Annotated in this window: 20 protein-coding genes; 9 read left to right on the top strand and 11 right to left on the bottom strand. The window is 72.6% G+C overall.

Annotated features, from left to right (window positions below):
• Window positions 1-222: 222 nt before the first annotated feature.
• Window positions 223-4,395, bottom strand: a complete 4,173-nt coding sequence (locus ACTWPP_RS29970) for an AAA family ATPase (protein ID WP_443107723.1) — start codon at window positions 4,393-4,395, stop codon at window positions 223-225.
• Between the two features lie 101 nt (window positions 4,396-4,496).
• A complete protein-coding gene (locus ACTWPP_RS29965) occupies window positions 4,497-5,018 on the bottom strand; it encodes a gamma carbonic anhydrase family protein (RefSeq protein ID WP_443107722.1) in 522 nt (173 codons plus the stop codon).
• A 359-nt stretch (window positions 5,019-5,377) separates the two neighbouring features.
• On the opposite strand from ACTWPP_RS29965, the gene ACTWPP_RS29960 reads away from it, so the two are divergent.
• From ACTWPP_RS29960 to ACTWPP_RS29940, 5 genes are all read left to right on the top strand, one after another.
• Window positions 5,378-6,517 carry a hypothetical protein gene (locus ACTWPP_RS29960; RefSeq protein ID WP_443107721.1) on the top strand — a complete coding sequence of 380 codons (1,140 nt, stop codon included), beginning with the start codon at window positions 5,378-5,380 and terminating at the stop codon, window positions 6,515-6,517.
• A 119-nt stretch (window positions 6,518-6,636) separates the two neighbouring features.
• Complete coding sequence (gene def / locus ACTWPP_RS29955; protein WP_443107720.1) at window positions 6,637-7,167, top strand: peptide deformylase; 531 nt, start codon at window positions 6,637-6,639, stop codon at window positions 7,165-7,167.
• 171 nt (window positions 7,168-7,338) lie between these two features.
• Window positions 7,339-8,067 carry a response regulator transcription factor gene (locus ACTWPP_RS29950; protein ID WP_443107719.1) on the top strand — a complete coding sequence of 243 codons (729 nt, stop codon included), beginning with the start codon at window positions 7,339-7,341 and terminating at the stop codon, window positions 8,065-8,067.
• Window positions 8,067-9,638: a sensor histidine kinase gene (locus tag ACTWPP_RS29945; RefSeq protein WP_443107717.1), complete on the top strand. Its 1,572-nt coding sequence runs from the start codon at window positions 8,067-8,069 to the stop codon at window positions 9,636-9,638. Before ACTWPP_RS29950 ends, ACTWPP_RS29945 begins: the two co-directional genes overlap by 1 nt.
• A gap of 367 nt (window positions 9,639-10,005) precedes the next feature.
• Window positions 10,006-10,950: a S1C family serine protease gene (locus ACTWPP_RS29940; RefSeq protein ID WP_443107716.1), complete on the top strand. Its 945-nt coding sequence runs from the start codon at window positions 10,006-10,008 to the stop codon at window positions 10,948-10,950.
• Here ACTWPP_RS29940 and ACTWPP_RS29935 read toward each other — a convergent pair.
• Complete coding sequence (locus ACTWPP_RS29935; protein WP_443107715.1) at window positions 10,928-11,938, bottom strand: oxygenase MpaB family protein; 1,011 nt, start codon at window positions 11,936-11,938, stop codon at window positions 10,928-10,930. The two genes, ACTWPP_RS29940 and ACTWPP_RS29935, sit on opposite strands and share 23 nt — an antisense overlap.
• Before the next feature lie 88 nt (window positions 11,939-12,026).
• Between ACTWPP_RS29935 and arfB the strand changes: the two genes are divergently transcribed.
• Window positions 12,027-12,452 carry an alternative ribosome rescue aminoacyl-tRNA hydrolase ArfB gene (arfB, locus tag ACTWPP_RS29930; RefSeq protein ID WP_443107714.1) on the top strand — a complete coding sequence of 142 codons (426 nt, stop codon included), beginning with the start codon at window positions 12,027-12,029 and terminating at the stop codon, window positions 12,450-12,452.
• A gap of 56 nt (window positions 12,453-12,508) precedes the next feature.
• Here arfB and ACTWPP_RS29925 read toward each other — a convergent pair whose 3' ends face one another.
• Together ACTWPP_RS29925 and ACTWPP_RS29920 are read right to left on the bottom strand one after the other, a co-directional pair.
• On the bottom strand, window positions 12,509-12,859 hold the full coding sequence (locus ACTWPP_RS29925) for a hypothetical protein (RefSeq protein WP_443107713.1): 351 nt from the start codon (window positions 12,857-12,859) through the stop codon (window positions 12,509-12,511).
• A gap of 108 nt (window positions 12,860-12,967) precedes the next feature.
• Window positions 12,968-16,246, bottom strand: coding sequence for a BTAD domain-containing putative transcriptional regulator (locus ACTWPP_RS29920; RefSeq protein WP_443107712.1), 3,279 nt, complete (start codon window positions 16,244-16,246; stop codon window positions 12,968-12,970).
• A 123-nt stretch (window positions 16,247-16,369) separates the two neighbouring features.
• On the opposite strand from ACTWPP_RS29920, the gene ACTWPP_RS29915 reads away from it, so the two are divergent.
• Window positions 16,370-17,677 carry an FAD-binding oxidoreductase gene (locus ACTWPP_RS29915; RefSeq protein ID WP_443107711.1) on the top strand — a complete coding sequence of 436 codons (1,308 nt, stop codon included), beginning with the start codon at window positions 16,370-16,372 and terminating at the stop codon, window positions 17,675-17,677.
• Window positions 17,678-17,924: 247 nt separating this feature from the next.
• Here the strand turns inward: ACTWPP_RS29915 and ACTWPP_RS29910 are convergent, their stop codons facing one another.
• The gene (locus ACTWPP_RS29910) at window positions 17,925-18,689 is read right to left on the bottom strand and encodes a crotonase/enoyl-CoA hydratase family protein (protein ID WP_443107710.1); all 765 of its coding nucleotides are present in this window, start codon (window positions 18,687-18,689) and stop codon (window positions 17,925-17,927) included.
• A 7-nt stretch (window positions 18,690-18,696) separates the two neighbouring features.
• The gene (locus tag ACTWPP_RS29905; RefSeq protein ID WP_443107709.1) at window positions 18,697-19,470 is read right to left on the bottom strand and encodes an SDR family oxidoreductase; all 774 of its coding nucleotides are present in this window, start codon (window positions 19,468-19,470) and stop codon (window positions 18,697-18,699) included.
• A gap of 272 nt (window positions 19,471-19,742) precedes the next feature.
• Here ACTWPP_RS29905 and ACTWPP_RS29900 point away from each other — a divergent pair, with 272 nt between their 5' ends.
• Both ACTWPP_RS29900 and ACTWPP_RS29895 read left to right on the top strand, forming a co-directional pair.
• A complete protein-coding gene (locus tag ACTWPP_RS29900) occupies window positions 19,743-20,591 on the top strand; it encodes an SDR family oxidoreductase (protein ID WP_443107708.1) in 849 nt (282 codons plus the stop codon).
• A gap of 11 nt (window positions 20,592-20,602) precedes the next feature.
• Window positions 20,603-21,664 carry a DNA topoisomerase IB gene (locus ACTWPP_RS29895; protein WP_443107707.1) on the top strand — a complete coding sequence of 354 codons (1,062 nt, stop codon included), beginning with the start codon at window positions 20,603-20,605 and terminating at the stop codon, window positions 21,662-21,664.
• Window positions 21,665-21,747: 83 nt separating this feature from the next.
• Here the strand turns inward: ACTWPP_RS29895 and ACTWPP_RS29890 are convergent, their stop codons facing one another.
• The 4 genes from ACTWPP_RS29890 to ACTWPP_RS29875 are packed head-to-tail and all read right to left on the bottom strand — an operon-like array spanning window position 21,748 to window position 23,717.
• Window positions 21,748-22,509: a metallophosphoesterase family protein gene (locus ACTWPP_RS29890; protein ID WP_443107706.1), complete on the bottom strand. Its 762-nt coding sequence runs from the start codon at window positions 22,507-22,509 to the stop codon at window positions 21,748-21,750.
• Entirely contained in the window at window positions 22,506-22,772 is a 267-nt protein-coding gene (locus ACTWPP_RS29885) for a BON domain-containing protein (protein WP_443107705.1), read from the bottom strand. The genes ACTWPP_RS29890 and ACTWPP_RS29885 overlap by 4 nt, the downstream gene beginning before the upstream one ends.
• Window positions 22,773-22,788: 16 nt before the next feature.
• Window positions 22,789-23,091: a hypothetical protein gene (locus ACTWPP_RS29880; RefSeq protein WP_443107704.1), complete on the bottom strand. Its 303-nt coding sequence runs from the start codon at window positions 23,089-23,091 to the stop codon at window positions 22,789-22,791.
• On the bottom strand, window positions 23,088-23,717 hold the full coding sequence (locus ACTWPP_RS29875) for a nucleotidyltransferase (protein ID WP_443107703.1): 630 nt from the start codon (window positions 23,715-23,717) through the stop codon (window positions 23,088-23,090). The genes ACTWPP_RS29880 and ACTWPP_RS29875 overlap by 4 nt, the downstream gene beginning before the upstream one ends.
• Between the last annotated feature and the right edge of the window lie 27 nt (window positions 23,718-23,744).

Genomic DNA, 23,744 nt, shown 5'->3' with positions numbered 1-23,744 from the left:
GGTCACTCTGACCCTGTCAATCCGGGGGACCCCCACAGTCCCCCCGTGATCGTTCCCGTCCGATCTGGCGGATCTCAGATCCGGGCGACCATCGCTCACTCCGGAGGATGACCCCAAACCCTCGGCAACTGCCCTTAGCCTTCCCGCGTGACGCCCATCTGATACCTGTGTCCGGTTCGCGAAACGTCCGGCGGGCGTCCGGCGGGCGTCCGGCGGGGTGGTTCAGCTTCCCGGACGGAAGTCGCCGAGCATCTGCTCCAGCGGCGTCTCGGGCAGGTCACGGGCCGTCAGCCGGGCCACGGTCGCGGCGTTGACGTCGGCGCCCGCGAGCCGGGCCGCCTGCCGCGCCACCGTCTGCTCGAACAGCGCCCGGACGGTCCGGGCGTAGGCGAACTGCGGGTCGTCGCGCAGCCGCTCGAACCGGCTCAGCAACTCGACGCGCAGTTCCTCGTCCAGCATGTACAGGTCACGCTCGGCGTAGCCCTGGAAGAGCCGGACCATGTCGCGGTCGCCCATCCCGGTGAACTCTAGGACACGGCCGAACTCGGCGCGGAACGCGGGGTTGCCCGCGAGGAACCCCTCCATCTCGGCCGCCGGGCTGGAGCACACCACCATGAGCCGCACGCCGTCCTGGTTCATGCGGCGCAGCAGCTCGTCCACCACGGCGGGGCTCCGGTCGAGCCGGTACGCCTCCTGGACGAGCAGCACCCCGCCGAGCGCCTGGTCGACCATGCCCGCGACCCGGCGCTCGGTGTCGAGCCGGTCGCGTCCCGCGAGGTGGACGGGACGGCAGGCCACCACATGCCCGGAGCTCAGCAGCCCGAGCGCCGCGTAGATGCCGCCGACGAGGCCCGCCACGGTCGTCTTCCCGGTGCCGGGCGGCCCCACGAAGATCAGATGGCGGGTGTCGCCGCCGCCCACCCCGTACCGGGCCCGGTCCGCCGCGAGCCCCGCCTCGTCGGCCAGCTCGTGCACGGCCGCCTTGACGTCGTCCAGCCCGGTGAGCTGGTCGAGCTGCCGCAGGTAGCCGCCGATGTCGCCGGGCGGGCGCAGCGCCGGCTCGATGCCCTCCGCGACGCCCGCGAGGTCGTCCGGGGTCAGCACGAGCCGGTCGTGCGACGCCCCCGCCCGCTCCATGTTCCGCTGGGCCGCCTGGTCCAGGTACGCCTCGACCAGGCGCGCGTTCACCAGGTCGCCCGGTCCCCGGAGCCGGTTCAGATCCTCCCGGACGACCTCCAGCGCCGACGCGCCGATGGTGACGCGCCGCTCGTCGGCCAGCAGGTGCAGCAGCGTCAGCCGGTTGTCGAGGTCGCTGAAGTCGGGCAGCCGGTGCACGCGGAACGCCTGGACGAGCTTCGGATGCTCCTGCAGGAGGCGCTTGTAGGCGTGCGGCTCGCAGGTGGCGATCACGGGCGTCGTGTTCACCGGGTCGCGGCGGGCCCGGCGGACCGCGCCGACGACCGCCGCCGGGTCGGGCGCGCCGTCGATCGCCGCGTCCAGCCGCTCGAACAGGATCACCGGGCCCGGCTGGGCGAGGATCTGCCCGATCCGGTCGGCGGGCGCGTCCCGCACGTCCTCGGCGTCGTGCGCGCGGATCGACCCGTCGCCGAGGCCGGCGTTCGCCAGCGTCAGCGCGATCATCCGGGCCAGCCGGCGCTGCCCCGAGTGCGGGCCGCCGACCAGCAGCACGCCCGGCAGGCCCGACTTGATGGAGCTCGGTGCGCCGTCCACCCTGGTCCGCTCGACGTCCTGCCCCGCGGGCTCGTTCCACTCCTGTGCCTGCGTGCGCAGGTCCGCCAGGAACGGGCTCGCATCGTGGTCCCCGTACACGAAGCCGAAGCCGAACCGCTCCAGGACACGGCGCTCACTGCGATCCTGCGGAGGCGGAATCTCGTGGACGGGCTGCTCCGGCGATGGCGTGTCGTCCAGGAAGTCGAAATCGCCGACCATCGTCTTGGACATCACCTTCGTGCCCGGTCCGCCTCCGGGGACGGGCGGCGGCGGTGCGGCCGGGTCGTCGTCGAGGTCGCCGGGCCCCAGAACGCGCGTGCCGGGCGGCCCCTGGCCGCCGGGCGGCTGCGGCTGGGGCTGCTGCACGGGCGGGCCGGACGCGACCTGCGGGGCCCCCGCCTGGTCCTCCACTCGCGTGGAATACGGGTCGAACGCGGCGGGCGCCGGCGGCTGCTGCTGTTGTGCCTGTCGCTGCGCCTGCTGAGGTGCCTGCTGGTGTGCTTGCTGCGCCTCTGGAGGCTGGACGGGGCTCGGCGGTCCTTGCGGGACGGGGCTCTGCGGCGGTCCCTGCTGCGGAGGAGCGGCGCCCGCGGGCTGGTAGCCGAGATGCGTGTACGGCGGCACGAAGTTCTCGTCCTGCCTCTCCTCCTCGGGAGGGGAGAAGCCGCCGAGCTGCGGAGCGGGGGTCGGCTGCTGCTCCGGCGCGGCAGGAGGGGGAGGCGTGGCCTGTTCCTGTGCCGCATAGGGCACCTGGCCCTGGTTGGGGACCTGCGGTGACGGAGGGGCGCTCTGCATCGGCGCAGGGTTCTGCATCGCTCCCGGGCTCTGCATGGGGGCAGGGCTCTGCGCAGGGCTTTGCATGGGGGCGGGGCTCTGCATCGGCGCGGGACTCTGCATCGGCGCAGGCTGTGCCGCGCCAGGACGCTGGAACCCGAGTTCGGTGTAGGGAGGCGCGACGTTCCTCTCGTCCCGGTCCTCCTCGGCGGGCGACGCGCCCCCCACCGGCGGCTCGGGAGCGGCGAACGCGGCCTGCTGCCCCTGGCCGGGACTCTGCGCGGGCGGCTGGTCGTGCGCCGGCCCTGCCGGACCGGACGCGTTCTCCCAACCCTGCTGAGCGGGCGGCTGGACGAACGGACGGTCGGGCTCGGACGGCTTCCCCTGCGGCTGCGGAGGCGTGCCCGGGGCGAGTCCGGGCTGGCTCTGCATGCCGAACGGGGACGGCTGCGAGGGCGCCGGGTTGGGCGGCGGCGTGGGGGCGGCGGTGACGGCCGTCGCGCGGGCGCGGTTGCGGCCGATGATCCCGGCGATGATCGCGGTGGGGACGGGGAAGCCGCGGGGGCGTGCGGGCATCCCGCCGAGCCGGCACCAGGCCAGGTCGACCTCGTACATCGCGGCCAGCAGCGACTCCGCGCCCGGGCCGGATCCGGCCGCGGACCGCAACGGCTCCGGGAGGCGCATGTCCTGTGGCCACAGCCGGCGCAGCGGGTGGCCCTTCTGGTCCGACACCGCCTGCACCGTGTAACGGATCTCCGGGTCCAGCCAGGGGACGATGGTTCCCACCATGTCCTTGCGGACGACGTCCAGATCGGCGGCGAGCAACGCGGCGGCCACCAGGCGAGGCTCGACGTAGGCCGGGTCGGCGGGGTCGCCTGCGAGGTCGGCTATCAGTTCGCTGAGCGTGTAGAAGGCGTGGCGGAAGTTGTCCCCCGGCGAACTCTCGTTCCTCAGCGAGGGAACCAGGTTCGCCGGGCAGCGGGTAAGCCACTGCTGGACGATCGCCTGGTCCCCGTACGGCAGAGCCCCGTAGTCGACCGTCGGGTTGGCGAGCGTGGGGCCGAGGATGGCGAGCAGCGCGTCAGCCCGGATCTGGTACCGGACGTCTTCGCGCAGCGCGCTGGCGACGGCCCACATCGTCCGCAGGATGACGACCGCGGCGTCCACCCGGCTCGACCGCAGGCGTTCCGCGTAGAGCCCGGCCAGGGTCTCCAGGGCGGGCGGGGTGAGCCAGCGCGGGCCGTCCACGTCCGGGAGCGGCCTGGCGCGGTACGGCTTCCAGAGGTCGAGCATCTGCGGGTCCAGCCGCGCGTCGAACGCGGGCGCCGACGCGCACCACAGCATCACGCCCCACGCGACGACCACGGTCGACGGCGTCGCGCTGGAGAACTCGGGCCACCAGTGCGGGTACTCCGGCGCGGGCAGCGCCGCGGCGGACTCGACCGTCGACCGGACCCGCGAGGTCACGTCGGTCGCGAACCCGTGCCCGACGAACGGCAGCCCCGCCGGCGGGTCGTAGGAGAAGTCGGGGCCGGCCGGGATGACGTGCGGCGGCAGGTTGGGCGCCTGCCCCGGCGCCTGCTGCGCGGGCCTGGCCGCCATCCGGACCGCGGGCGTGCGGGGCGGCGGGCACAGGTACCACTGCCCGTCGGACGGGTGCAGCCGGTACCAGCGCGCCCACGCCCCGAACAGCCACCACGTGCCATCGGGCAGGACGAGCATGCGCCCGCCGATCGCGTGATGGCGCTGCTGAGGAGGCGTCGACGGCCACCATGCGGCGGCCACCATCGCCCTCGTGTCCCGCTCTGCCTCCGCGAACGGATCCTGCCCCATCTGGGGGCTGGGCGGCGGAGCACTGCCATAGCCCGGTCCCCACACCACGATCGTCATGGTAGTCAGGAGAAGCCGGTCGGGGTGCCCCTCACCGGCCCATTCGCCACATAATCGCAGGTCAGCGAAATATCATTCCGGGCTTGACGGTCACCGGAGGGTCACTGCCATTCGGCGGTGCGGTGCCGCCGGGCCTTGGTCATGTACGCCTGAGGGGTGTGCTCCAGGACGAGCCGGTCATCGTCGGTCAGCTCCCGGACGATCTTGCCCGGGGTGCCGGCGACGAGGACGCCGGACGGGATCTTCTTGCCGGGCGGCACCAGCGCGCCCGCCGCGATCAGCGTCCCGGAGCCGATCCGGGCGCCGTTCAGCACGATCGCGCCGATCCCGATGAGCGAGCCGGTCTCGACGTGCGCGCCGTGCACCATCGCCTTGTGGCCGAGGCTGACCCGGTCCTCCAGGACGGCGGGCAGCCCGGCGTCGGAGTGCATGCAGCAGAGGTCCTGGATGTTGCATTCGTCGCCGACGACGACCTCCTCGTCGTCACCGCGCAGCACGGAGCCGTACCAGACGCTGGACGCGCGGCCCAGCGTCACCCGCCCGACGACGACCGCGCCCGGCGCGACCCACGCCTCGGGGTCGATCTTCGGCCGGTCCTCACCCAATGATCCCAGGTAGCTCATGCGGCCGATGCTAGGAGGCGTCCCGCCCCACCCCGGAGGGGGCCCCCGGCGGACTCCGCACCGGCTCCGGGCGGGCATCGGACGGGCCTTGCGGGGGTGCGCGGGGCGGGCGGCCCCGGAAAACGATCCCCCGACACGGGCCCCCTATCGCGCGAAATATCCGCAGATTAGGTAGCTTGTCGGGCCTACCCAGGTGAAGAAACGGCAGCGAGAAGCGCGTTCCGGTTGCGCGAATGGGGTGGACCGGACAAGAGTCGTCCTGACGTTTCCACATGTGGGCCCGCTCACCGGCGGGTGAGGATGTTATCGCAACCGACCCTGACGGGGTGATGACCCCCGCCAACGACCCCCAAGGCATCATGAGCAACGAAGCCGAAATCCTGCCGAACCTCCTCCAAGAAGAGTCCTTCGAGATCGTCATGCGCGGCTACAACCGCCGCCAGGTCGACGATTACATCGCCCGCGCCCAGCAGAGCGCCCAGCAGAAGCACCGCGAACTGGAGGCGCGTCTCGCCCGCGCCCAGGACGACGGCGAACGCCTCCGCCGCGAGATGGCCGAACTCCGGGAGGCGCGCAAGCCCACCGGCGACGACCTGAGCGACCGGCTCCGGCAGATCATCAACCTCGCCGAGGACGAGGCCCAGGACAAGGTCTCCCAGGCCGAGGCCAAGGGCGCGGAGATCCGCGAGGACGCCGAGCAAGAGTCCAAGCGGATCATCGACGACGCCCGCTCGCACGCCGACAAGAACCTCGCTCAGGCGCAGGAGAAGGCCGAGAACGTGCTCGCCTCCGCCAAGAAGGAGTCCGAGAGCGTCCTGTCGGCCGCCAAGCAGGAGGCCGAGCAGACGGTGAGCAGCGCGCGGCTGGAGGCCGAGCGCACCCTCACCGCGTCGGAGCGCCGCGCCAGCGTGATCAACGAGGGCGCGACGCAGCGGCTGACCTCGCTCACCAAGAACCACACCCAGGCCCTGCAGCGCCTCACCGAGATCAGCGAGACGTTGCACCGGCTGCTGACCGCCGAGAACGAGGCGGGTCCGCTGGAGAAGATGGTCGAGGACGCCGTCCGGCAGAGCGCGCCCCGCAAGCAGCCGCAGCCCGCCCCGTCCCAGGCCGGGCCCGCCCAGCCCTCCCCCGCCCAGCCTTCATCGCAGTCCGGGCCGCAGTCCGGGCCCGGCGCGAAGCCGGCGGCGGCCGCGCCCAAGCCCGCAGCGGCGCCCGGCGCACCGCAGGGCACGCCTTCCATGAAGAAGCCCGAGCCGGCGACCCCGGCCGCCGACGCCCCCGCGCCGCCGGCCCGGCCGGAGCCCAAGCCCGCACGCCCGGCCGAGGAACCGGGCTCCCCCGCGCAGCCCGGCGGCCCCACCCAGTCCGGCCCCACCCAGTCCGGCCCGTCACAGTCCGGCCCCTCGCAGTCCGGCCCCGCGGAGTCCGGTGGTCCCGCGCAGTCCGGCGGGCCCGCCGTCCCGCCGCAGCAGCCACGCGGCCCCATCGAGCTGTAGCCCACCCGGCTCCGGAAACGTCAGGCGGTTTCCGCGGTGCGCCCGGCCCACCCGGCCGGGCGCACCGCCTCGCCCGCACCGTCTCGCCGTTGAGCCGGCCCCCTTTATAAGATCTTGGGGTGAGCAAGAGGACCCACACGCGCCGCGGAACCGCCCGCCCGATCCGGCTCCTCGGAGACCCGGTCCTGCGCACCGGATGCGATCCCGTCCGGACGTTCGACGCCTCCCTGGAACGCCTCGTCGACGACATGTTCGTCACGATGTACGAGGAGGACGGCGCCGGGGTCGCCGCCAACCAGGTGGGCGTCGGCCTGCGGGTCTTCGTGTACGACGTCAACGACGACAGGGGCCGGCGCCACATCGGGCACGTCGTCAACCCGAGGCTCGTGGCCGCCGACGGGGAGATGCTGGTCGAGCCGGAAGGCTGCCTGTCCGTCCCCCGCATGCGTTTCGAGACGCCCCGCCACGCGCGTGCCGTCGTCGAGGGTGTGGACGTGAAAGGCGAACCCGTCCGCGTCGAGGGCACCGGTTACTTCGCCCGCTGCCTCCAGCACGAGTGCGGACATCTGGATGGCGGCGTCTACATCGATGTCCTGTCCGGCGATGCGCGCCGCGAGGCCATGCGAGCCATCCGGGACCTCGACCGGTAGGCGAGGCGCAGCGCACGGGCGCACGGCGGGCCTCTTCCCTCTCGGGAGAGCCGGGGCTCCCCACCAGGCACAATGACGTAGACGGCACTCAACGGATCCTCTGCGCGCATTCAGGGGACGTTCAGGTTCAGATGGGAACCTCTGCGGTGATTGTGGAGGGGGACTGTGCCATTGGTTGATCGAACCGCGAACGGCGGCAAGGCGGCGGAGGCGACGCTGCTCGTCGTCGAGGACGAACCGAATATTCTGGAACTGCTCGCCGGCAGCCTGCGCTTCACCGGGTTCGACGTGGTCACCGCCACCAACGGGGCCGACGCCGTCCAGTCGGCGCGGCGGCACCGCCCGGACCTCATAGTGCTCGACGTGATGCTGCCCGACATCGACGGGTTCGACGTGGCGCGGCGGCTGCGGTCCGGCGGCGACCACACCCCGGTGCTTTTCCTGACCGCGCGGGACGCCGTGCAGGACCGGATCAAGGGGCTGACGATCGGCGGTGACGACTATGTCACCAAGCCGTTCAGCCTGGAGGAGGTCATCGCCCGCATCCGGGCGGTCCTGCGGCGGTTCCGCGGCGGGCTGGCCGAGCCGACGCCGCGCATGGTGTTCGCCGACGTCGAACTCGACGAGGACAGCCACGAGGTGTGGCGGGGCGGACGAGCGATCCAGCTGTCGCCGACGGAGTTCAAGCTGCTGCGCTACTTCATGGCCAACGCGGGACGGGTCGTGTCGAAGGCGCAGATCCTCGACCACGTGTGGAACTACGACTTCCGCGGCGACGCGGGAATCGTCGAGTCGTACGTGTCGGCGCTGCGCCGCAAGGTCGACAACGCCGAACCGCGCCTCATCCACACGCTGCGCGGTGTGGGGTACGTCCTGCGTGAGCCGGCGAGACCGGGCTGATGGCCTCCCAGGTTCCGGCGTCCGCCGCCGGCGCTCTTTCATCCGCGGCGCCGCCTGAGCCGCCGAACGTCCCCGGCGGGAAGGCGGCCGGGTGGCCGCGGCGCGGCCTGTCCCATCTGTGGGGGCGGACGTCGCTGCGCGTCAAGCTCGTCGCCGGGATGCTCGTCCTCGCCACTCTCGGGATGACGGTGATGGCCGCGGCGGGCGCGTCGGTGCTGCGGCAGTACCTGGTCGGGCGGGCCGACGACCAGCTGCGCGGCTCCGTCGGGCGGACGATCGACCAGGTCCTCCCGCATCTGGAGCGCGGGCAGACCCGGTTCACCGTCCGGCTCCCGAGCGAGATCTACGGGCAGATCCGCGTCAACGACGGCCGCACGGTCGGACAGAACCCGGCGTGGAGCGATCCCGGTCATCCGCGTCTCCCGGAGGACCTGTCCGGGTGGATCGACCGGCCGTTCACCGTCTCCGGGACCGGCGGTTCGACGTCCTCGTGGCGGATCCTGGCCGAGCCGATACCGGGCAGCGACGGGGCGATCCTCGTGCTGGCGTTCAGCCTGGACGAGGTCGACAGGACCGTCCGCCGGCTGATGGCGATCGACGCGATCGTGGGCCTGGTGGTGCTGGCCGGCCTCGTCGGTCTCGGCGTGTGGGTCGTCCGCGCGAGCCTGCGGCCGCTCGCCGCCGTCGAGGAGACCGCGGGCGCGATCGCCGCGGGAGACCTGTCCCGCCGCGTCCCGCAGGCCGATCCGCGCACCGAGATGGGACGGCTCGGCCGGTCGCTGAACGCGATGCTCGCGCAGATCGAGACGGCTTTCCGGGCCCGTGCCGAGTCGGAGACGGCGGCGCGGCGGTCGGAGCGGACCGCGCTGCGCTCGGAGGAGCGGATGCGGCGGTTCATCGCCGACGCCAGCCACGAGCTGCGCACCCCGCTGACCGCGATCCGCGGCTTCGCCGAGTTCTACCGGCAGGGCGCGGCCCGCAGCCCTGAGGAACTCGACCGGCTGATAGGCCGGATCGAGGAGACCGCGTCCCGGATGGGCCTGCTCGTGGAGGACCTGCTGCTGCTCGCCCGGCTGGACCGGCAGCGTCCGATCGAGCGGCGTCCGGCGGACCTGCTCGCCGTCGCCGCCGACTCTGTCCAGGAGGCGAGAGTTCTCGCACCCGAACGGAGGATCGACCTTTCGGTCGAGGGAGGCCTGGCCTACCAGGTGCTGGGGGACGAGCCGCGGCTGCGCCAGGTGCTCGGGAACCTGCTGACCAACGCGATCGTGCACACCCCGGAGGGCACGCCGGTCGAGGTGCGCCTCACGCCGGGGACGCTGCGCGACGCCCCCGCGGCGAACGTCGAGGTCGTCGACCAGGGCCCCGGTCTCTCACCGGAGCAGTCGGAACGGGTCTTCGAGCGTTTCTACCGGGCGGACGAGGCCCGGTCGCGGGAGGGCGGCGGCGCGGGGCTCGGCCTCGCCATCGTCGCGGCGCTGGTGGCGGCCCACGAGGGCTTGGTGGAGGTCGACTCCACACCGGACGAGGGCGCCACGTTCAGGGTCGTCCTGCCCTTGGACGAAGACTGACGGCGGACGAACACCGACGGGTGGACGAAGACCGAAGGTGGCGTTCAGGCAACTTCCAGGTATGTGCGCTTAGGTGACATCCACAGGGCGCGCCCCGGTCTCGACGGGGAGCGGGAGTCCGCGCCCTGGCCAGCTTCGGCGGCCCGCGCCGTTATCGGCACCGTGGTCACCGGCACCGTGGTTACCGGCACCGTGGTTACCGGCACCGGGCTCGCCGTCGTCCGCGGCCGGGAGGGCGCAACGCCGCACGCCCCCCGGCCGCGGTTCTCGTGACATGTCGGCGTTCAGCACACTTTCAGGTTGGATCCAGGCGGGCTGCAGCCCCGGGGCGCACTCTCGATGGTGAGGTAACGACAGGGGGATCCGTATGAACGCCGACCAGCCGCGGGAGCGGCCATGGGAGCCCGGAAGACCGGGCTTCACTCCGCACTGGGAACAGCCGCCGTGGCGGGGACCGGGGAACGTCCCGCCGCGGGCCCCGCGTCCGGGCCTGCTCGGCACGACACGGCAGAAGATCGCGGCGATCGGTGCCGCCACCGCGCTGGCCCTGGGGGCGGGCGGCGCGGGCGCGGGCATCACGATGGCGCTGACGCACCAGAGCACCGTCTACGCGAGCCCGACGGCCGTATCGGGAGCAGCGTCCGGCAGCGGCACGGCCGCGCAGGTCGCAGCCGCCGTCCAGCCGAGCGTGGTGTCGATCCAGGCGGAGACGGCGGCGGGCACCAGCGGCGGTTCCGGCGTCATCCTGCGCTCGGACGGCGTGATCCTCACGAACGCGCACGTCGTGAAGGGCGCCCGGCAGGTGTCGGTGAAGTTCAGCGACGGCCGGACCGCACCCGCGCAGGTCCTCGGTTCCGACGCCGGCGACGACATCGCCGTGATCAAGGCGCGGGGGGTATCGGGCCTCAAGCCCGCCACCCTCGGCGACAGCGGCGACCTCGCCGTCGGCGACATGGTGCTGGCGGTCGGCAGCCCGCTCGGTCTGGACGGCTCGGTGACCTCGGGCATCGTCAGCGCACTGGGCCGCGAAGTCCAGGAGGGGCAGGACGACCGGCAACTCCCGCCGGGCCTGCAGGACCGGCTGACCCGGCAAGAGCAGACCGTCATCGAGAACGCGATCCAGACCGATGCGGCCATCAACCCCGGCAACTCCGGCGGCGCCCTCGTCAACGCCTCCGGCCACGTGATCGGCGTGAACACCGCCATCGCCACCGCCGGGGAGGGCAACGGCAACATCGGTGTCGGCTTCGCGATCCCGATCGATTCCGCAAAGAAGACCGCCGACGAGATCATCGCCGGCGCCACGGTCTGACCCGGGCGCCGTCCGGCCAGGCTCTGGGGGGAGCGGGCGGACGGGCGGCGGAACCGGGCCAGAAGGTCCCTCCCGGCCGGGCCGGGCGGGGAGGGACCGAGCAAGGGAGAGCGGCCGCGTGGCTTCCCTGTGGGCCACGCGGCCGCGCCCGCCCCGCTCGGCCCGACCTGACCGAGATCGCCGGCCGCCGCCCCACCTTGGCCAGCATCTTCCGCGTCGAACGCAGGTAGACGCCCCGGGGGAGCGTCCGGACCCGCGGCGGCAGCCGCGGATACACGACCGACAGCACATCGACCAGGAGCCGGAACCGCCGCTCCCGCGCGGCGTCCCACTTCCACCCGTACTGCTCGCGGATCGGCGCCGGCATCAGCCCCGCCGTGAGCAACCGGACCGCCATCATCCCGGGCACGTTCAACGCGCCGCCCGGCAGCTTCTTCCCGTCCAGCACCTGGTCCGCCACCGCCCGCGACGCATCGCTGATCTTCAAGGTCCGGAGCATGTCCGCGTAGTACTCGCGGAACTGCCGGTAGTTCCCCGGCATCCGCTCCTCCGGGCACCCCAGGATCGTCGCGTAGGTCTTGCTCTGCTGGTAGAACTCCTCAAGCTCCGCCTCGTCGAACGTCCGCCGGAAGAGCAGCTGGTAGAACTGCGCGGCCACCGCGAACAGCGTGGAGGCGACCCACACCTGCAACTCCGGATCATTCGCCTCGTAGCCGGGTCCGGTGATGGACTCATGGCCCTTCGTGACCAGCGCGCTGAGGGTCTCGGCCTCCTCCCGCGTACCGAACTGCACCGTGTAGAGCCACCCCATCGTGTTCCGCAGCCGGCGCACCGGATCGTCCGCCGTGTAACTGTGGTCGTAGACGCCCTGCGCAACCTTGGGATGGGCGGTCTGCAGCAGCGACGCGGCCCCACCCGCCGCCATGAGCGCGCCCTCCTGCGTGATGACGCGGATGAGGTCGCCGTCCTGGAACACTCCATCAGCCATGCCGACCATTGTAAGTAAGTACTTGCAGTCGTTATCGACCGGGCCTTACCCGGACGACAAGATCAGACTCCCCTGCGACAATGGGGACATGGCCGACGAGATCCATGTCCGCGGCTCGGTCTCCATCCCGGAGTCCGAGCTCAGCTGGCGTTTCTCCCGTTCCTCGGGGCCGGGCGGGCAGCACGTCAACACCAGCGCCACCGCCGCCGAACTCTCCTTCGACGTCGCGAACTCCCCGTCCCTCCCCGACACCCTGAAGGCCCGCGCCCTGGACCGCCTGGCCGGCCGCCTCGTCCGCGGCGTCCTCACCGTCCGCGCCGAGGAGTACCGCTCCCAACTCCGCAACCGCGACGCCGCCCGCACCCGCCTGGCCACCCTCCTGGCCGAGGCCACGGCCCCGCCCCCGAAGAAGCGCGTCCCCAAGAAAGTCCCCCGCGGCATCAACGAACGCCGCCTGGAGAACAAGAAACGCCGCTCCGCCATAAAACGCCAGCGCTCCAGCCGCTGGGACTGACTACGCTCCGACCTTGCCCGCCCAGCGTCACGAAACAACCGTTGGGCGACATCGAGTCAGGTGGGCCAGGCGATGGGGCCGCCCGCGACGTCGCCGCCGGAGTCGGGGTGCTCGATCGCGCGGGCCCGCAACCCGGTGCCGGGGGCCAGACCGTCGATCCGGACGTTGGCCGTGAAGGCGTAGCGGGCGGGGCCTTCGACGAAGGACGGTCCGCCGGCGTCCCGGTGGTGATGCTCGCGGTCGGAGTGCTCCCGGCCCCAGTCGATCGTCACCCAGGTGTTCGGCGGGAGGGCCTGCTCGGTGTCCATCGAGACGGAGACGTAGTCGGGCGTGTCGTCCAGGTCGGCGGGCATCCCGGCCCGTACCCAGGCGTACAGCTCGTCCCCCGGGCAGCTCGTCGCGTACACGTCGCGGTGCCCGAGCTTCTTCAGGCCGCGGCCCCGGCGCCGTCCCGCCTCGTCGTACAGCCACCGGATGGACCGTTTCGCGGCGTCCCGCGACGCCCAGTAGCCGAATCAGTGCTGTTCGTGCACATGGTGAGCAGCGTGCGTTTTGTGGGCCGCGCGGGTGTGATCACGGGCCGCGTCGTCGTCACCCGTGCGCTGCGCCAGTTCGGCGAGGACGAGGTGGGTGGATCCCCAGCAGGCGGTCCCCATGCCGGCGACGACGAACTGGTCCGCGTACGGGAGGAGACGTCGATACAGGTCACCGGGGTCGGGGGTGCCCAGGCGCGCGGCGACCAGGCCCCAGACGGGGATGAGGAAGTCGGCGACCCAGTCGTCGGGGACGCCGGTTCCCCAGCGGCCGATCAGCTCGTGGGCCAGTTCGGGACGGTCCGCTTCGACGGCCGCCAGGACGGCGACCGGGCGCAGCGGCACGAGATGGGTTTCCCCTGCGGCGGCCACCAGCTCGTCCAGTATTTCGGGGACGCGGCCTTGAGCGCGGCGGCACGTGAACGTGGTCACCAGTCGGCGGAACCGGCTGCCCCAGAGGGTCGAGCCGAACTGCATGTCATGGGCGAGCAGTCCTTCTGCCTCGTCCCACCGGCCGTCCAGGGTGCTGCGGGCGGTCTGCGCGACACGGACCATCGACTCCAGCTCGGGACGGGGCGCCGCGCCGAGGAGGGTCTCGCAGCGGGCCAGCTCGCGGTCCCAGCCGGGCACGTCGCCGTCGCGCAGCAGGCAGGACATCAGGAAGACGCGCGCCATCACCTCGCCGCTGACCGGGAGGCCGGGCAGGTTCGCCAGTTCCTCCGCCGCTGCGCGCCGCTCGGTGTTGCGGCCGGGACGGAACGCCGCGAGCAGGTAGTTGTTCAGCGTCCGGGCAAGGAGCGGGACGTCCCCGGCCTTCCTGGCGATCTCGACGGCCTCGGCGGCGCGGCGTTCGCCCTCGGCGCCGCGCGGCCCGTAGTGGAGTTCGAGGGCGAGGGCGCCGAGCAGCGCCGCCCGGTCGGCGTCGGGCAGCGGGCCGGCGAGCAGATCCTCGATGATCGCGACCATCTCGGCGTCGACGACGCCGTACGGGCGCCAGTTCCACAGGGACGGTCCGCCGATGGCGGTGACCGCGGGGATCAGGGCGTCGCGGTCGCCGATCGCGCGGGCGATCCGGATCGCTTCCTCCCAGTCGCGGCGCGCCTCTTCCGGCCGTCCGACGGTACGGCGGGCCTGGCCGAGTTCGGTGAGGATCCTGGCCCGTTCGGCGTCCCGGCCGGGCGGGAGGACGGAGAGCGCCACAGCCCACAGGTCGACGGCCTCGGTGTGCGCGAGCTGGCCGGTCGCGTGCCGGGCCGCGCGGGACGCGTGCTCGACCGCCCTGTTCGCCCTTCTCGCCTTGTCCGCCTTGTCCGCGCCGCCGCCCAGCTTCGCGGCCTGGGCGAAGTGGTGCGCGAGCGTGGCCGACTCCGCCTCGGGAAGGACGGGTTCCAGCGCCTCCCCCACCCGCAGGTGCAGCCGGGACCGTTCCAGCCGGCTCAGCCCGGCGTAGAGCGCCTCGCGGACGAGGGCGTGCGCGAACCGGTAGTCGGGCGCCGGCGCGTCCCCGGCGGGCGGCTCGACCAGCAGGCCGGTCGCGACGGCCGGTTCCATCGCCGTCATGACCTGCTCCGGTGCCGTGTCCGTGACCGTTTCGAGCAGGTCGATGCCGACGTCGCGTCCGGCCACCGCGGCGGCGCGCAGCAGGGCCCGCGTCTCCTCCGGCAGCCGGGCGACGCGGCGCTCGATCACGTTCCGCGCGCCGCTCGGCACGGTCCCCTCACTGCCGCGCAGGCGCAGCACCTCACCGAGGTAGAAGGGGTTGCCGCCCGTCCGGTCCAGGAGGGCCTCCACCAGCCCGGGTTCTTCGGCGACGCCCCTCACGCGCAGGTAGGACGCCACGTCGTCCGCGGTGAACGGGCTCAGCTCCACGCGTTCGGCCGACCGCGCCAGCGCCGCCAGAGTGTCGCGGAGCACGCCCGGATGATCGCCGGGTTCGGGGCGGCACGTGACGAACACCAGCAGCCGGTTCCGGACTGCCGCGTCCGCCACGAAGGACAGCAGCCGCAGGGACGACACGTCCGCCCAGTGGAGATCGTCCAGAACGACCGCAAGCGGTGTCTCGTCCCGCGTCAGAACGTCCACGACCTGTTCGAACAAGGCGAACAGGGCGGCACCGGGGTCCTGACCGGGGGAGAGCGTCTCCGCGGAGAGCAGCCCGGACTCGTCCCCCACCTCACGGACGATCTGCCTCCACGGCCAGAACGCGGGCGCGGTGCCGTCCACGCACCGTCCCCACGCGAGACGGAACCCCCGGGCGGCGGCCAGGTCGGCGGCGGCCCGGACGAGCCGGGTCTTGCCGATGCCGGCCTCCCCGGTCACCAGGACGACACCGCCCTGCCCGCGCCGCGCCTCACGGAGCCACCGCTCGACCAGCGCCATCTGCGCCGACCGCGCGACCAGGCCGTCCCCGTCCGGTTCCGGGCCCGCCACGTAGGACGGCGGTCGCTCGCGTGGCGGCTCACGCGGCGGTTCGCGTGGGGGCAGGCGGAGGCCGGGCGCCTGGTCGAACACCGCCCGCTCCAGCTCCCGAAGCTCAGGCCCCGGACGAAGCCCGAGGTCGTCCGACAGGCGTGCCTTGACGCGGCGCAGTGCGGCCAGGGCGTCGGCCTGACGTCCGGCCCGGTAGAGCGCGAGGACCAGCAGCGACCACGCGCGTTCCCGGTAAGGCCCGTCCTCGACGAGCGCCTCCAGACCCGGGACCAGGGACGCGGCCTCGCCGAGGGCCAGCCGGGCGTCGAACCGGTCCTCCAGGGCGGCCGCGCGCAGGTCGGTGAGGCGGGCGGCGGCGGGACGGGCGAACCCCTGGTCGGCGAACTCCCCCAGCGGATCACCGCGCCACAGGTCGAGGGCCCGGTCCAGGATCTCGACGGCCTCCGCGTACACGCCGCGGGCGAGAGCCTCGCGGCCCTCGTCCGCCCAGGCGGTGAATCGCCACAGGTCGATCCGTCCCGGCGGGACGGCGAGCTGGTAGCCGGGCTCGCGGGTGAGCAGGACGGACGGCGGTGTCCGCGGCGCCCGGCCGGGCTCCAGCACTTTGCGGAGGTGCGCGATGTAGGCCTGCAGTGTCCGGGTCGCCTGGGCGGGCGGTTCACCGGCCCACAGTTCGTCGATCAGCCGGTCCAGGGACACCACCCGGCCGGGTTCCAGCGCCAGCATCGCCACCAGCGCGCGCTGCTTGCGCGTGCCGAGGTCGAGCGCGCGCCCCGAGCCGTCCGCGACCTCAAGGGGGCCGAACAGCCGGAACGCCGGTCCCTCCGCCATCACCCTCCCGAATCGCGCGAGTTACCAGCTTACGGGCACCTCAACTCGATCCCAGCTCGATCCCAGCCGCCGGGGAGCACAGTCGACCCAGGACGACGAACAGGGCGACGAAGAGGAGAAGTCATGAACATCGGGGACGAACTGCGCGGCGTGGTCCGGGGCCGGGTGCTCGCGGCGGGCGACCGCGGATTCGACGACGCGCGGCGCGCCTGGAACCTGGCTGTGGACCAGCCCGTCCGGGCCGTGGTCGAGGCCGCCGACGCCGACGACGTGGCCGCCCTCGTCCGGCACGCCCGCCTCGCCGGGCTGACCATCGCGACGCAGCCGAGCGGCCACGGCGCCGCCGGCGACCTCGGCGAGGTGATCCTGCTCCGCACCGCCCGCCTGGACGAGCTGGAGATCCGCCCGGACGAGCGGATCGCCCGGGCCGGCGCGGGCGTCGGGTGGGGGCGCGTCCTGGCGGCGGCGAGCCCGCATGGCCTCACCGGTCTCGCGGGCAGCAGTCCCGTGGTCACCGTCACCGGCTACACCCTCGGCGGCGGGCTGAGCTGGTTCGGCCGCAAGCACGGATGGGCGGCCGGGAGCGTCCGCGCGTTCGACGTCGTGGACGCGGCCGGGGCCCGCTCCCGGGTGACGTCCGAGACCGACCCGGACCTGTTCTGGGCGCTGCGCGGCGGGGGCGGCGACTTCGCGATCGTCACCGCGATCGAGTTCGCCCTGCATCCGGCGCCGCGGCTGCATGGCGGCCGGATGCTGTGGCCCGCCGAGCAGGCACCCGCCGTCCTGGACGCCTACCGGGAGGTCACCGGGACGGCACCGGACGAGCTGACCGCCTGGTACGAGCTGCTGAAGTTCCCGGGCGCGGCTCCGCTGGCGGCGGTCGACAGCGCCTTCCTCGGCGACGGCGCGGACGCGGAGACGCTCCTCCGCCCGCTCGACAAGGTCCCCGGACGGATCTCGGACTCGCGCGCCCCGCTGCCGGTCGCCGACCTGGGGTCGATCACCGCCGAGCCGACCGACCCGGGCCCCGGGCGGTCCCGCGCGGAACTGCTGACGGAACTGGCGGACGACGTGGCCGCGACGCTGCTGGAACGCCCCATCGACCCGCTGCTCAGCGTCCAGTTGCGGCACCTCGGCGGCGCCCTGGCCCGTCCGTCCGGTACGCCCGCCGGGCAACTGGACGAGCCCTTCGCCCTCTACATGTTCGGCGTCCCCGGCGAGGACGGCGGGGCGGCCGTGCGCGACCGCCAGCACGAGATCGCGAACGCCCTCGTCCCGTACACGACCGGCCGCAAGCCGTTCACCTTGCTCGCCCCGGGCGAGCGCGCCGCGAACGCGTTCACGCCCGGTACCCTCGCCAGGCTCCGCGACCTGAAGCGCGGCCGCGACCCGCACGGCGTCTTCCGCAGCAACTTCCCCGTCCTGGCCTGACCGGCAGCAGCAGGACCAACACAGCGGACCGGCACGGCGGGGCAGTGCACAGCGCGCCTGCCGGGCAGAGCGCGACACCCGCCCCGCCGGGGACAGCGTGACGGGCGTATGTGACGCATCAGGCACTTGCGTCACATACGCCAAGACGCCCGGAACCGGTCGGTTCCGGGCGTCTTACGTGGTCGGGCCCGTGGTCCCGGCCCGCGGCGGGGCCAGTGTCGGGACCAGAGGGAACCGGCGGCCGGGGTTACTCGCCCTTCCAGTTCGGCTTGCGCTTCTCGGCGAACGCCGCCGGGCCCTCCTGGGCGTCCTTGGAGGTGAAGACCGGCAGCACGATGTCCTGCTGCTTCTTCCACGCCTCGTCGGACGGCCAGTCCGCGGACTCGACGATGATCTTCTTGGTCGCCGCGAGCGCCAGCGGGGCGTTCTCGGCGACCTTCATGGCCAGCTCCTTGGCCGCCGCGAGCGCGCCGCCCGGCTCGGCGAGCCGGTTGACGAACCCGAGTTCGGCCATCCGCTCCGCCGGATACTTGTCGCCGGTGAGGGCGATCTCCATCGCGATGTGGAACGGGATGCGCTGCGGCAGCCGCAGCAGTCCGCCGCCCGCCGCGACCAGGCCGCGCTTCGGCTCGGGGAGCCCGAACAGGGCGTCCTTCGCCGCCACGACCATGTCGCAGGACAGCGCGACCTCGCAGCCGCCGGCGAGCGCGTAGCCCTCGACGGCGGCGATCAGCGGCTTGGCCGCCGGACGCTCGGTGATGCCGGCGAACCCGCGTCCCTCGACGGTCGGGTTGTCGCCCGTCAGGAAGCCCTTCAGGTCCATGCCGGCGCAGAACGTCCCGCCCGCGCCGGTGAGGATGCCGATGGACAGGTCCTTGCGGGAGTCGAGTTCGTCGACGGCCGCCGCGATGCCCCGCGCCACCTCGCCGTTGACCGCGTTGCGGGCTTCGGGACGGTTGATGGTGATGACGAGGACGGCGCCGTCCTCTTCGGTCAGAACAGCGTCGGTCATTCGGGCCTCACTTCGGCTGGAAGCGGATACCGCCGTCGAAGCGGATGGTCTCGCCGTTCATGTAGTCGTTCTCGACCAGGGACTTGACGAGGTGCGCGAACTCCGACGCCTTGCCCATCCGCTTCGGGAACGGGACGGGCGCGGCGAGCTTGGCCTTGAACTCGTCCGCGGCCTCGCCCTCGCCGTAGATCGGGGTGTCGATGATGCCCGGGCAGATGGTGTTGACCCGGACGCCGATCGCGGCGAGGTCGCGCGCCGCCGGCAGCGTCATGCCGATGATGCCGCCCTTGGACGCGGAGTAGGCGATCTGCCCGGTCTGGCCCTCGATGCCCGCGATGGACGCGGTGTTGATCACGACGCCGCGGGCGCCGTCGGCGTCGGCGGGCTCGGTCTTGGAGATGGCGGCGGCACCGATCCGCATCAGGTTGAAGGTGCCGATCAGGTTGACCCGGATCACGGTCTCGTACTGGCCGAGGTCGTGCGGGGTGCCGTCGCGGTTCACGGTCCGCGACGCCCAGCCGATGCCGGCGCTGTTGACGATGACGCGCAGCGGGGCGCCGGTGTCGACGGCCGCCTGGACGGCGGCCCGCACCTGCTCCTCGTTCGACACGTCCGTCTTGACGAAGACACCGCCGACCTCGTCGGCGAGGGCCTTGCCCTTGTCCTCGTTCAGGTCGGCGATGACCACCTTGGCGCCGTCGGCGGCCAGCGCGCGGACGGTGGCCTCACCGAGGCCGCTCGCCCCACCGGATACGACGGCGGAAACTCCGTTCAGGTCCATAAGCAGCACCTTACGTCAGGGACCGAATGTGGTTCGGGGGTGATGTTACCCAGAGGTCACCGCGCGCTCTGCTCACACCCCGGCGGATCGCGGAGCGCGATGTTACTCAATAGTCACAATAGGGGGAACGTTTGCTCCACGCCGCCCCGGGCACCCGCCCCATGGACAAGCGAACCGGGGGACGCGGGGGATCGTCCCCCCACGGGGGACAGAGCGATGAGCAAGGCGAACCGGGGAGCGTGGGGGGCCGTCCCCCCACAGGGGACGGAGCCATGAGCGAGCGACCGGCACAGAGCCAGCCATACCCCGGCCGCACCGGGGACATGTCACCCGAACCCCGCGACGAGATGCGCGACTACACCGGGAGCGGCCTGCTGGACGGGCGCCGCGCCCTCATCACCGGCGGCGACTCCGGCATCGGGCGCGCCACCGCCGTCGCGTTCGCCAAGGAGGGCGCCGACGTCGCGATCACGTACCTGGAAGAGGACGCCGACGCCCGGCACACCGCGCACCTGGTCGAGGCGGCCGGACGACGCTGCTTCACGTTCGGCGGCGACCTGGCCGAGGAACGGCACTGCCGCGAGGTCGTCGAGCACACCGTCCGCGACCTCGGCGGGCTCGACCTGCTCGTCCTGCACCACGGCACGCAGGCGCCGGTGAAGGACGTCCGCGAGATCGACGGCGCGCAACTCCGCCGGACGTTCGACGTGAACGTCTTCGCGCTGTTCTGGACCGTCCAGCAGGCCCTCGACCACATGGGACCGGGATCGTCCATCATCATCACCGGTTCCATCAACGGGTTGCGCGGCAACAAGACGCTCATCGACTACTCCGCCAGCAAGGCGGCCGCGATGACGCTGATGGAGTCCCTCGCCCAGAACCTCATGGACCGCGAGATCCGCGTCAACTGCGTCGCCCCCGGCCCGGTCTGGACGCCGCTGATCCCCGCAACGCTCGAGGAAGGCCGCGTGGAGAGCTTCGGGCAGCAGGCGCCGATGGGACGCGCCGCCGACCCCGACGAGATCGCGCCGTCCTACGTGTTCTTCGCGTCCAACCGCCAGTCGTCGTACTACACCGGGCAGACGCTGGTGCCCGCCGGCGGAGAGATCCATCCGGGCTGATGGACGGACCTATGGCCCTGCAACGAAGCGACCCCGCCGAACCCGGCTTCGGGCGGCGAAAGCATGGCAAGGGCTTCGTGTACCTCGGTCTCGACGGCCGTCCCCTGGACGACCCGTCCGAGAGGGATCGGATCAGGTCGCTGGTCATCCCACCCGCATGGAAGGACGTGTGGATCTGCCCCGACCCCGACGGCCACATTCAGGCGATCGGCACGGACGCGGCCGGACGGCGTCAGTACCTCTACCACGAGGCATGGCGGGAACAGCGCGACCAAGAGAAATACGAGCACGTCCTAGAACTGGCCGACCGACTGCCCAAGGTCCGCGACACCCTCGCCGAACATCTGTCCGGGGGCGGCTACGGACGGGAACGGGTGCTCGCCGCCGCCGTCCGCCTCATCGACCTCGGGTTCTTCCGGATCGGCGGGGAAGCGTACGCGGCGGAGAACGGCACATTCGGGCTCGCCACCGTCCTGCGCGAGCACGTCACCTGCCGGCGCAACGAAGTGGCCTTCGAATACCCGGCGAAGGGATCGAAGGAGCGGTACCAGTCGGTCGCGGAGGAAGACGTCTGCAAGGTCGTGAGCGGCCTCAAGCGCCGCCGCGACGACTCCCCCGAACTACTCGCCCACCGCACCCGCGACGGCTGGCACGACGTCACCACCACCGACATCAACGACTTCGTCAGGGAGGTCACCGGCGGCGACTTCACCGCCAAGGACTTCCGCACCTGGCACGCAACCGTCCTCGCGGCGGTCGGGCTCGCCGTTTCCGTCCGCGCCGGCGACGGCTCCACCACGAGCGAGCACAACGACAACGCCCAGAAGCGCAACGACAACGCACGCAAGCGCGCCGTCGTCCGCGTCGTCAAAGAGGTCGCCGCCTACCTCGGCAACACCCCGGCCGTGGCGCGGGCCTCCTACATCGACCCCCGCATCATCGACCTGTACGAGGATGGCCGGACCATCGCGCCCGCCCTCGGCAAACTCGGCGTGGACACCGCGGAGGGCGAACTGGCCACACAAGGGCCCGTCGAACAGGCCGTCCTCGACCTGCTCCGCTCCACCGGCTGACGAGATGGGCGACCGCGAGATCTCTCCCCTCCACGAGATCTCACGATCGCCCACCGTCCCTCCCCCAGAGGAAGCATGCGCCCTCACCACGCGGAGACGCTCTCCTCGACGCGGTGCCGTCCGGCCACTTCCGCTGTGTCCAGGCGGTACAGCGCGTACGCGTGCTGCAGTACGGGCAGGGCGACGTTCCGCACCCGCACCCCGCCCTGAGTGAGGCCCTTCTCCGTGCCCTTGTGCGCGTGGCCGTGCACGGCGAGGTCGGCACCGGCCGAGTCGATCGCCTCGCCCAGCAGGTAGCTGCCGAGGAAGGGGTAGATCTCCGGCGGCTCCCCCTGAAGGGTGTCCTCGGCGGGCGAGTAGTGCGTCAGGCTGATGACCACGTCCGCGTCCAGGCCCAGGAGCGCCGTGCTCAGCCGTCCGGCGAAGTCCTTCGTGTGCGCGACGAACGCCTTCATCTCCGGTTCGCCGAAGTCGCTGGCGCACTTGCCCTCGAACCCGCCGCCGAACCCCTTGCCGCCCGCGATGCCGAGCCTCGTCCCGCCGCAGTCCAGGACCGTCCCGTCTCCCTCCAGCACGGTCACGCCGGCGTCGCGCAGGATGTCCGTGATCTCCTCCTCGGCGTCGGAGTGGTAGTCGTGGTTGCCGAGGACCGCGACCACCGGGACCCCCGCGTCGCGCAGCTCACCCGCCGCGGCCCGGCCCTCCTCGACCGTCCCGTGCCTGGTCAGGTCGCCGGCCACCAGGAACACGTCCGCCTGGTCGGCCAGCGCGGACAGGTGCCGCCGATACGTCCCGGCGACCTCGGGCCCGACGTGCAGGTCCCCCGCCGCAGCCACACGGATCATGAAAGCCTCTCCTCCCCCTCCGGCGCGGCGACCGCGACGACATGCACCTCGTTGCAGATCTCGCGGCCTTCCGCGACGGCGCGGGCGGCCTCCTCCACGTCCCGCCGCCGCTCCTCGCTCACCACCTCACCGCGCAGATGCACCACGTCGCCGCGAATGTCGACACGGATGCCCAGCTCATACGCCTCGTTCGCGAGCCTCTCCTGAATGTGCGCGGACAGATATCCGGGCAGATCACCCACGCCACGGTCCCTTCCGGTCACCGCCGCCTCCTCTCGGTCACAGCAAGCCCCAACCCACGGCACGCTCAGTCACAACACACCCGACCGCAGCACGCCCGTTCCCAACACGCTCAGTCATAGGACGACCAGTAACGACACGACCGATCAGGCCGGTCGAACCGGTCGGGCCGGTCGGGCCGGTCGGGCCGGTCGGGCCGGTCGGGCCGGTCGGGCCGATCGGGCCGATCGGGCCGATCGGGCCGATCGAACCGGACGCGCCGATCGAACCGGACGCGCCGATCGGGTCCGTCGGATCGGTCGGATCGGTCGAGCCGGTCGGCTCGGAAGTCGGATCGGTCACAGGACGTCCTCCTCGATGACGCCGAGCCGGGCGAGCAGTGTCAGGAAGGCGTAGGCGTACGGGGATCGCGCCGTCTCTGCGGCGACCAGCCGCCAGTCCACCTGCTCCCGCAGCGCCCGGCTCACGTGCAGGAACCCGCTGAAGTCGCAGGCGGTCTCGGTGAACGCCAGCAGCCTCATGATCATCAGGTCGGTCGCTGGCAGGACCGGCATGAACACCGCCCCGACCGTCATCTCCTCGGCCCGCCCGAGCAGTTCCCCGTCCACGGGACGCCCCGACGGGTTGTGGATCAGGTCGATGAGGTACTCACCGTCGCAGGCCTTCTCCAGCCAGTTCTCCGGGCTCTCCAGATGCGTCATGCCCGCGGCGGCGAGCGCGTCCAGCGCCGGCTGGACGTCCCGCTCGCGCACCACGAAGTCGACGTCGTGCGTCGACACGGCCGCGCCGTGCGCGTACGCGGCGAACCCGCCCGCGAGCGCGTACCCGATCCCGGCGTCCCGGAGCGCGGCGGCGGCGCGCTTCAGGCTCAGCAGCAGGCCGTCCGCCGCGCCGCCCGAGCCGGGGCCCGGGCCCGCGCTGCCGGACCCGCGGCCCATGAGCTTGGGTTCCGTCCGCACATCTCCCACGCGATCCCCTGGTCAATAACGGTCGCG

The sequence above is a fragment of the Actinomadura sp. 3N407 genome, from assembly GCF_052245875.1.
Lineage (GTDB): Bacteria > Actinomycetota > Actinomycetes > Streptosporangiales > Streptosporangiaceae > Spirillospora.
Note: the sequence above shows the minus strand (reverse complement) of the source record. Positions and strands in the feature narration are given on the sequence as shown.

What these genes read in the sequence shown, in the direction of transcription:
- ACTWPP_RS29970 (WP_443107723.1), bottom strand. Translation starts at nt 4,395, where the DNA reads ATGACGATCGTGGTGTGGGGACCGGGCTATGGCAGTGCTCCGCCGCCC.
- ACTWPP_RS29965 (WP_443107722.1), bottom strand. Translation starts at nt 5,018, where the DNA reads ATGAGCTACCTGGGATCATTGGGTGAGGACCGGCCGAAGATCGACCCC.
- ACTWPP_RS29960 (WP_443107721.1), top strand. Translation starts at nt 5,378, where the DNA reads ATGAGCAACGAAGCCGAAATCCTGCCGAACCTCCTCCAAGAAGAGTCC.
- ACTWPP_RS29945 (WP_443107717.1), top strand. Translation starts at nt 8,067, where the DNA reads ATGGCCTCCCAGGTTCCGGCGTCCGCCGCCGGCGCTCTTTCATCCGCG.
- ACTWPP_RS29940 (WP_443107716.1), top strand. Translation starts at nt 10,006, where the DNA reads ATGAACGCCGACCAGCCGCGGGAGCGGCCATGGGAGCCCGGAAGACCG.
- ACTWPP_RS29935 (WP_443107715.1), bottom strand. Translation starts at nt 11,938, where the DNA reads ATGGCTGATGGAGTGTTCCAGGACGGCGACCTCATCCGCGTCATCACG.
- arfB (WP_443107714.1), top strand. Translation starts at nt 12,027, where the DNA reads ATGGCCGACGAGATCCATGTCCGCGGCTCGGTCTCCATCCCGGAGTCC.
- ACTWPP_RS29920 (WP_443107712.1), bottom strand. Translation starts at nt 16,246, where the DNA reads ATGGCGGAGGGACCGGCGTTCCGGCTGTTCGGCCCCCTTGAGGTCGCG.
- ACTWPP_RS29915 (WP_443107711.1), top strand. Translation starts at nt 16,370, where the DNA reads ATGAACATCGGGGACGAACTGCGCGGCGTGGTCCGGGGCCGGGTGCTC.
- ACTWPP_RS29910 (WP_443107710.1), bottom strand. Translation starts at nt 18,689, where the DNA reads ATGACCGACGCTGTTCTGACCGAAGAGGACGGCGCCGTCCTCGTCATC.
- ACTWPP_RS29905 (WP_443107709.1), bottom strand. Translation starts at nt 19,470, where the DNA reads ATGGACCTGAACGGAGTTTCCGCCGTCGTATCCGGTGGGGCGAGCGGC.
- ACTWPP_RS29900 (WP_443107708.1), top strand. Translation starts at nt 19,743, where the DNA reads ATGAGCGAGCGACCGGCACAGAGCCAGCCATACCCCGGCCGCACCGGG.
- ACTWPP_RS29895 (WP_443107707.1), top strand. Translation starts at nt 20,603, where the DNA reads ATGGCCCTGCAACGAAGCGACCCCGCCGAACCCGGCTTCGGGCGGCGA.
- ACTWPP_RS29890 (WP_443107706.1), bottom strand. Translation starts at nt 22,509, where the DNA reads ATGATCCGTGTGGCTGCGGCGGGGGACCTGCACGTCGGGCCCGAGGTC.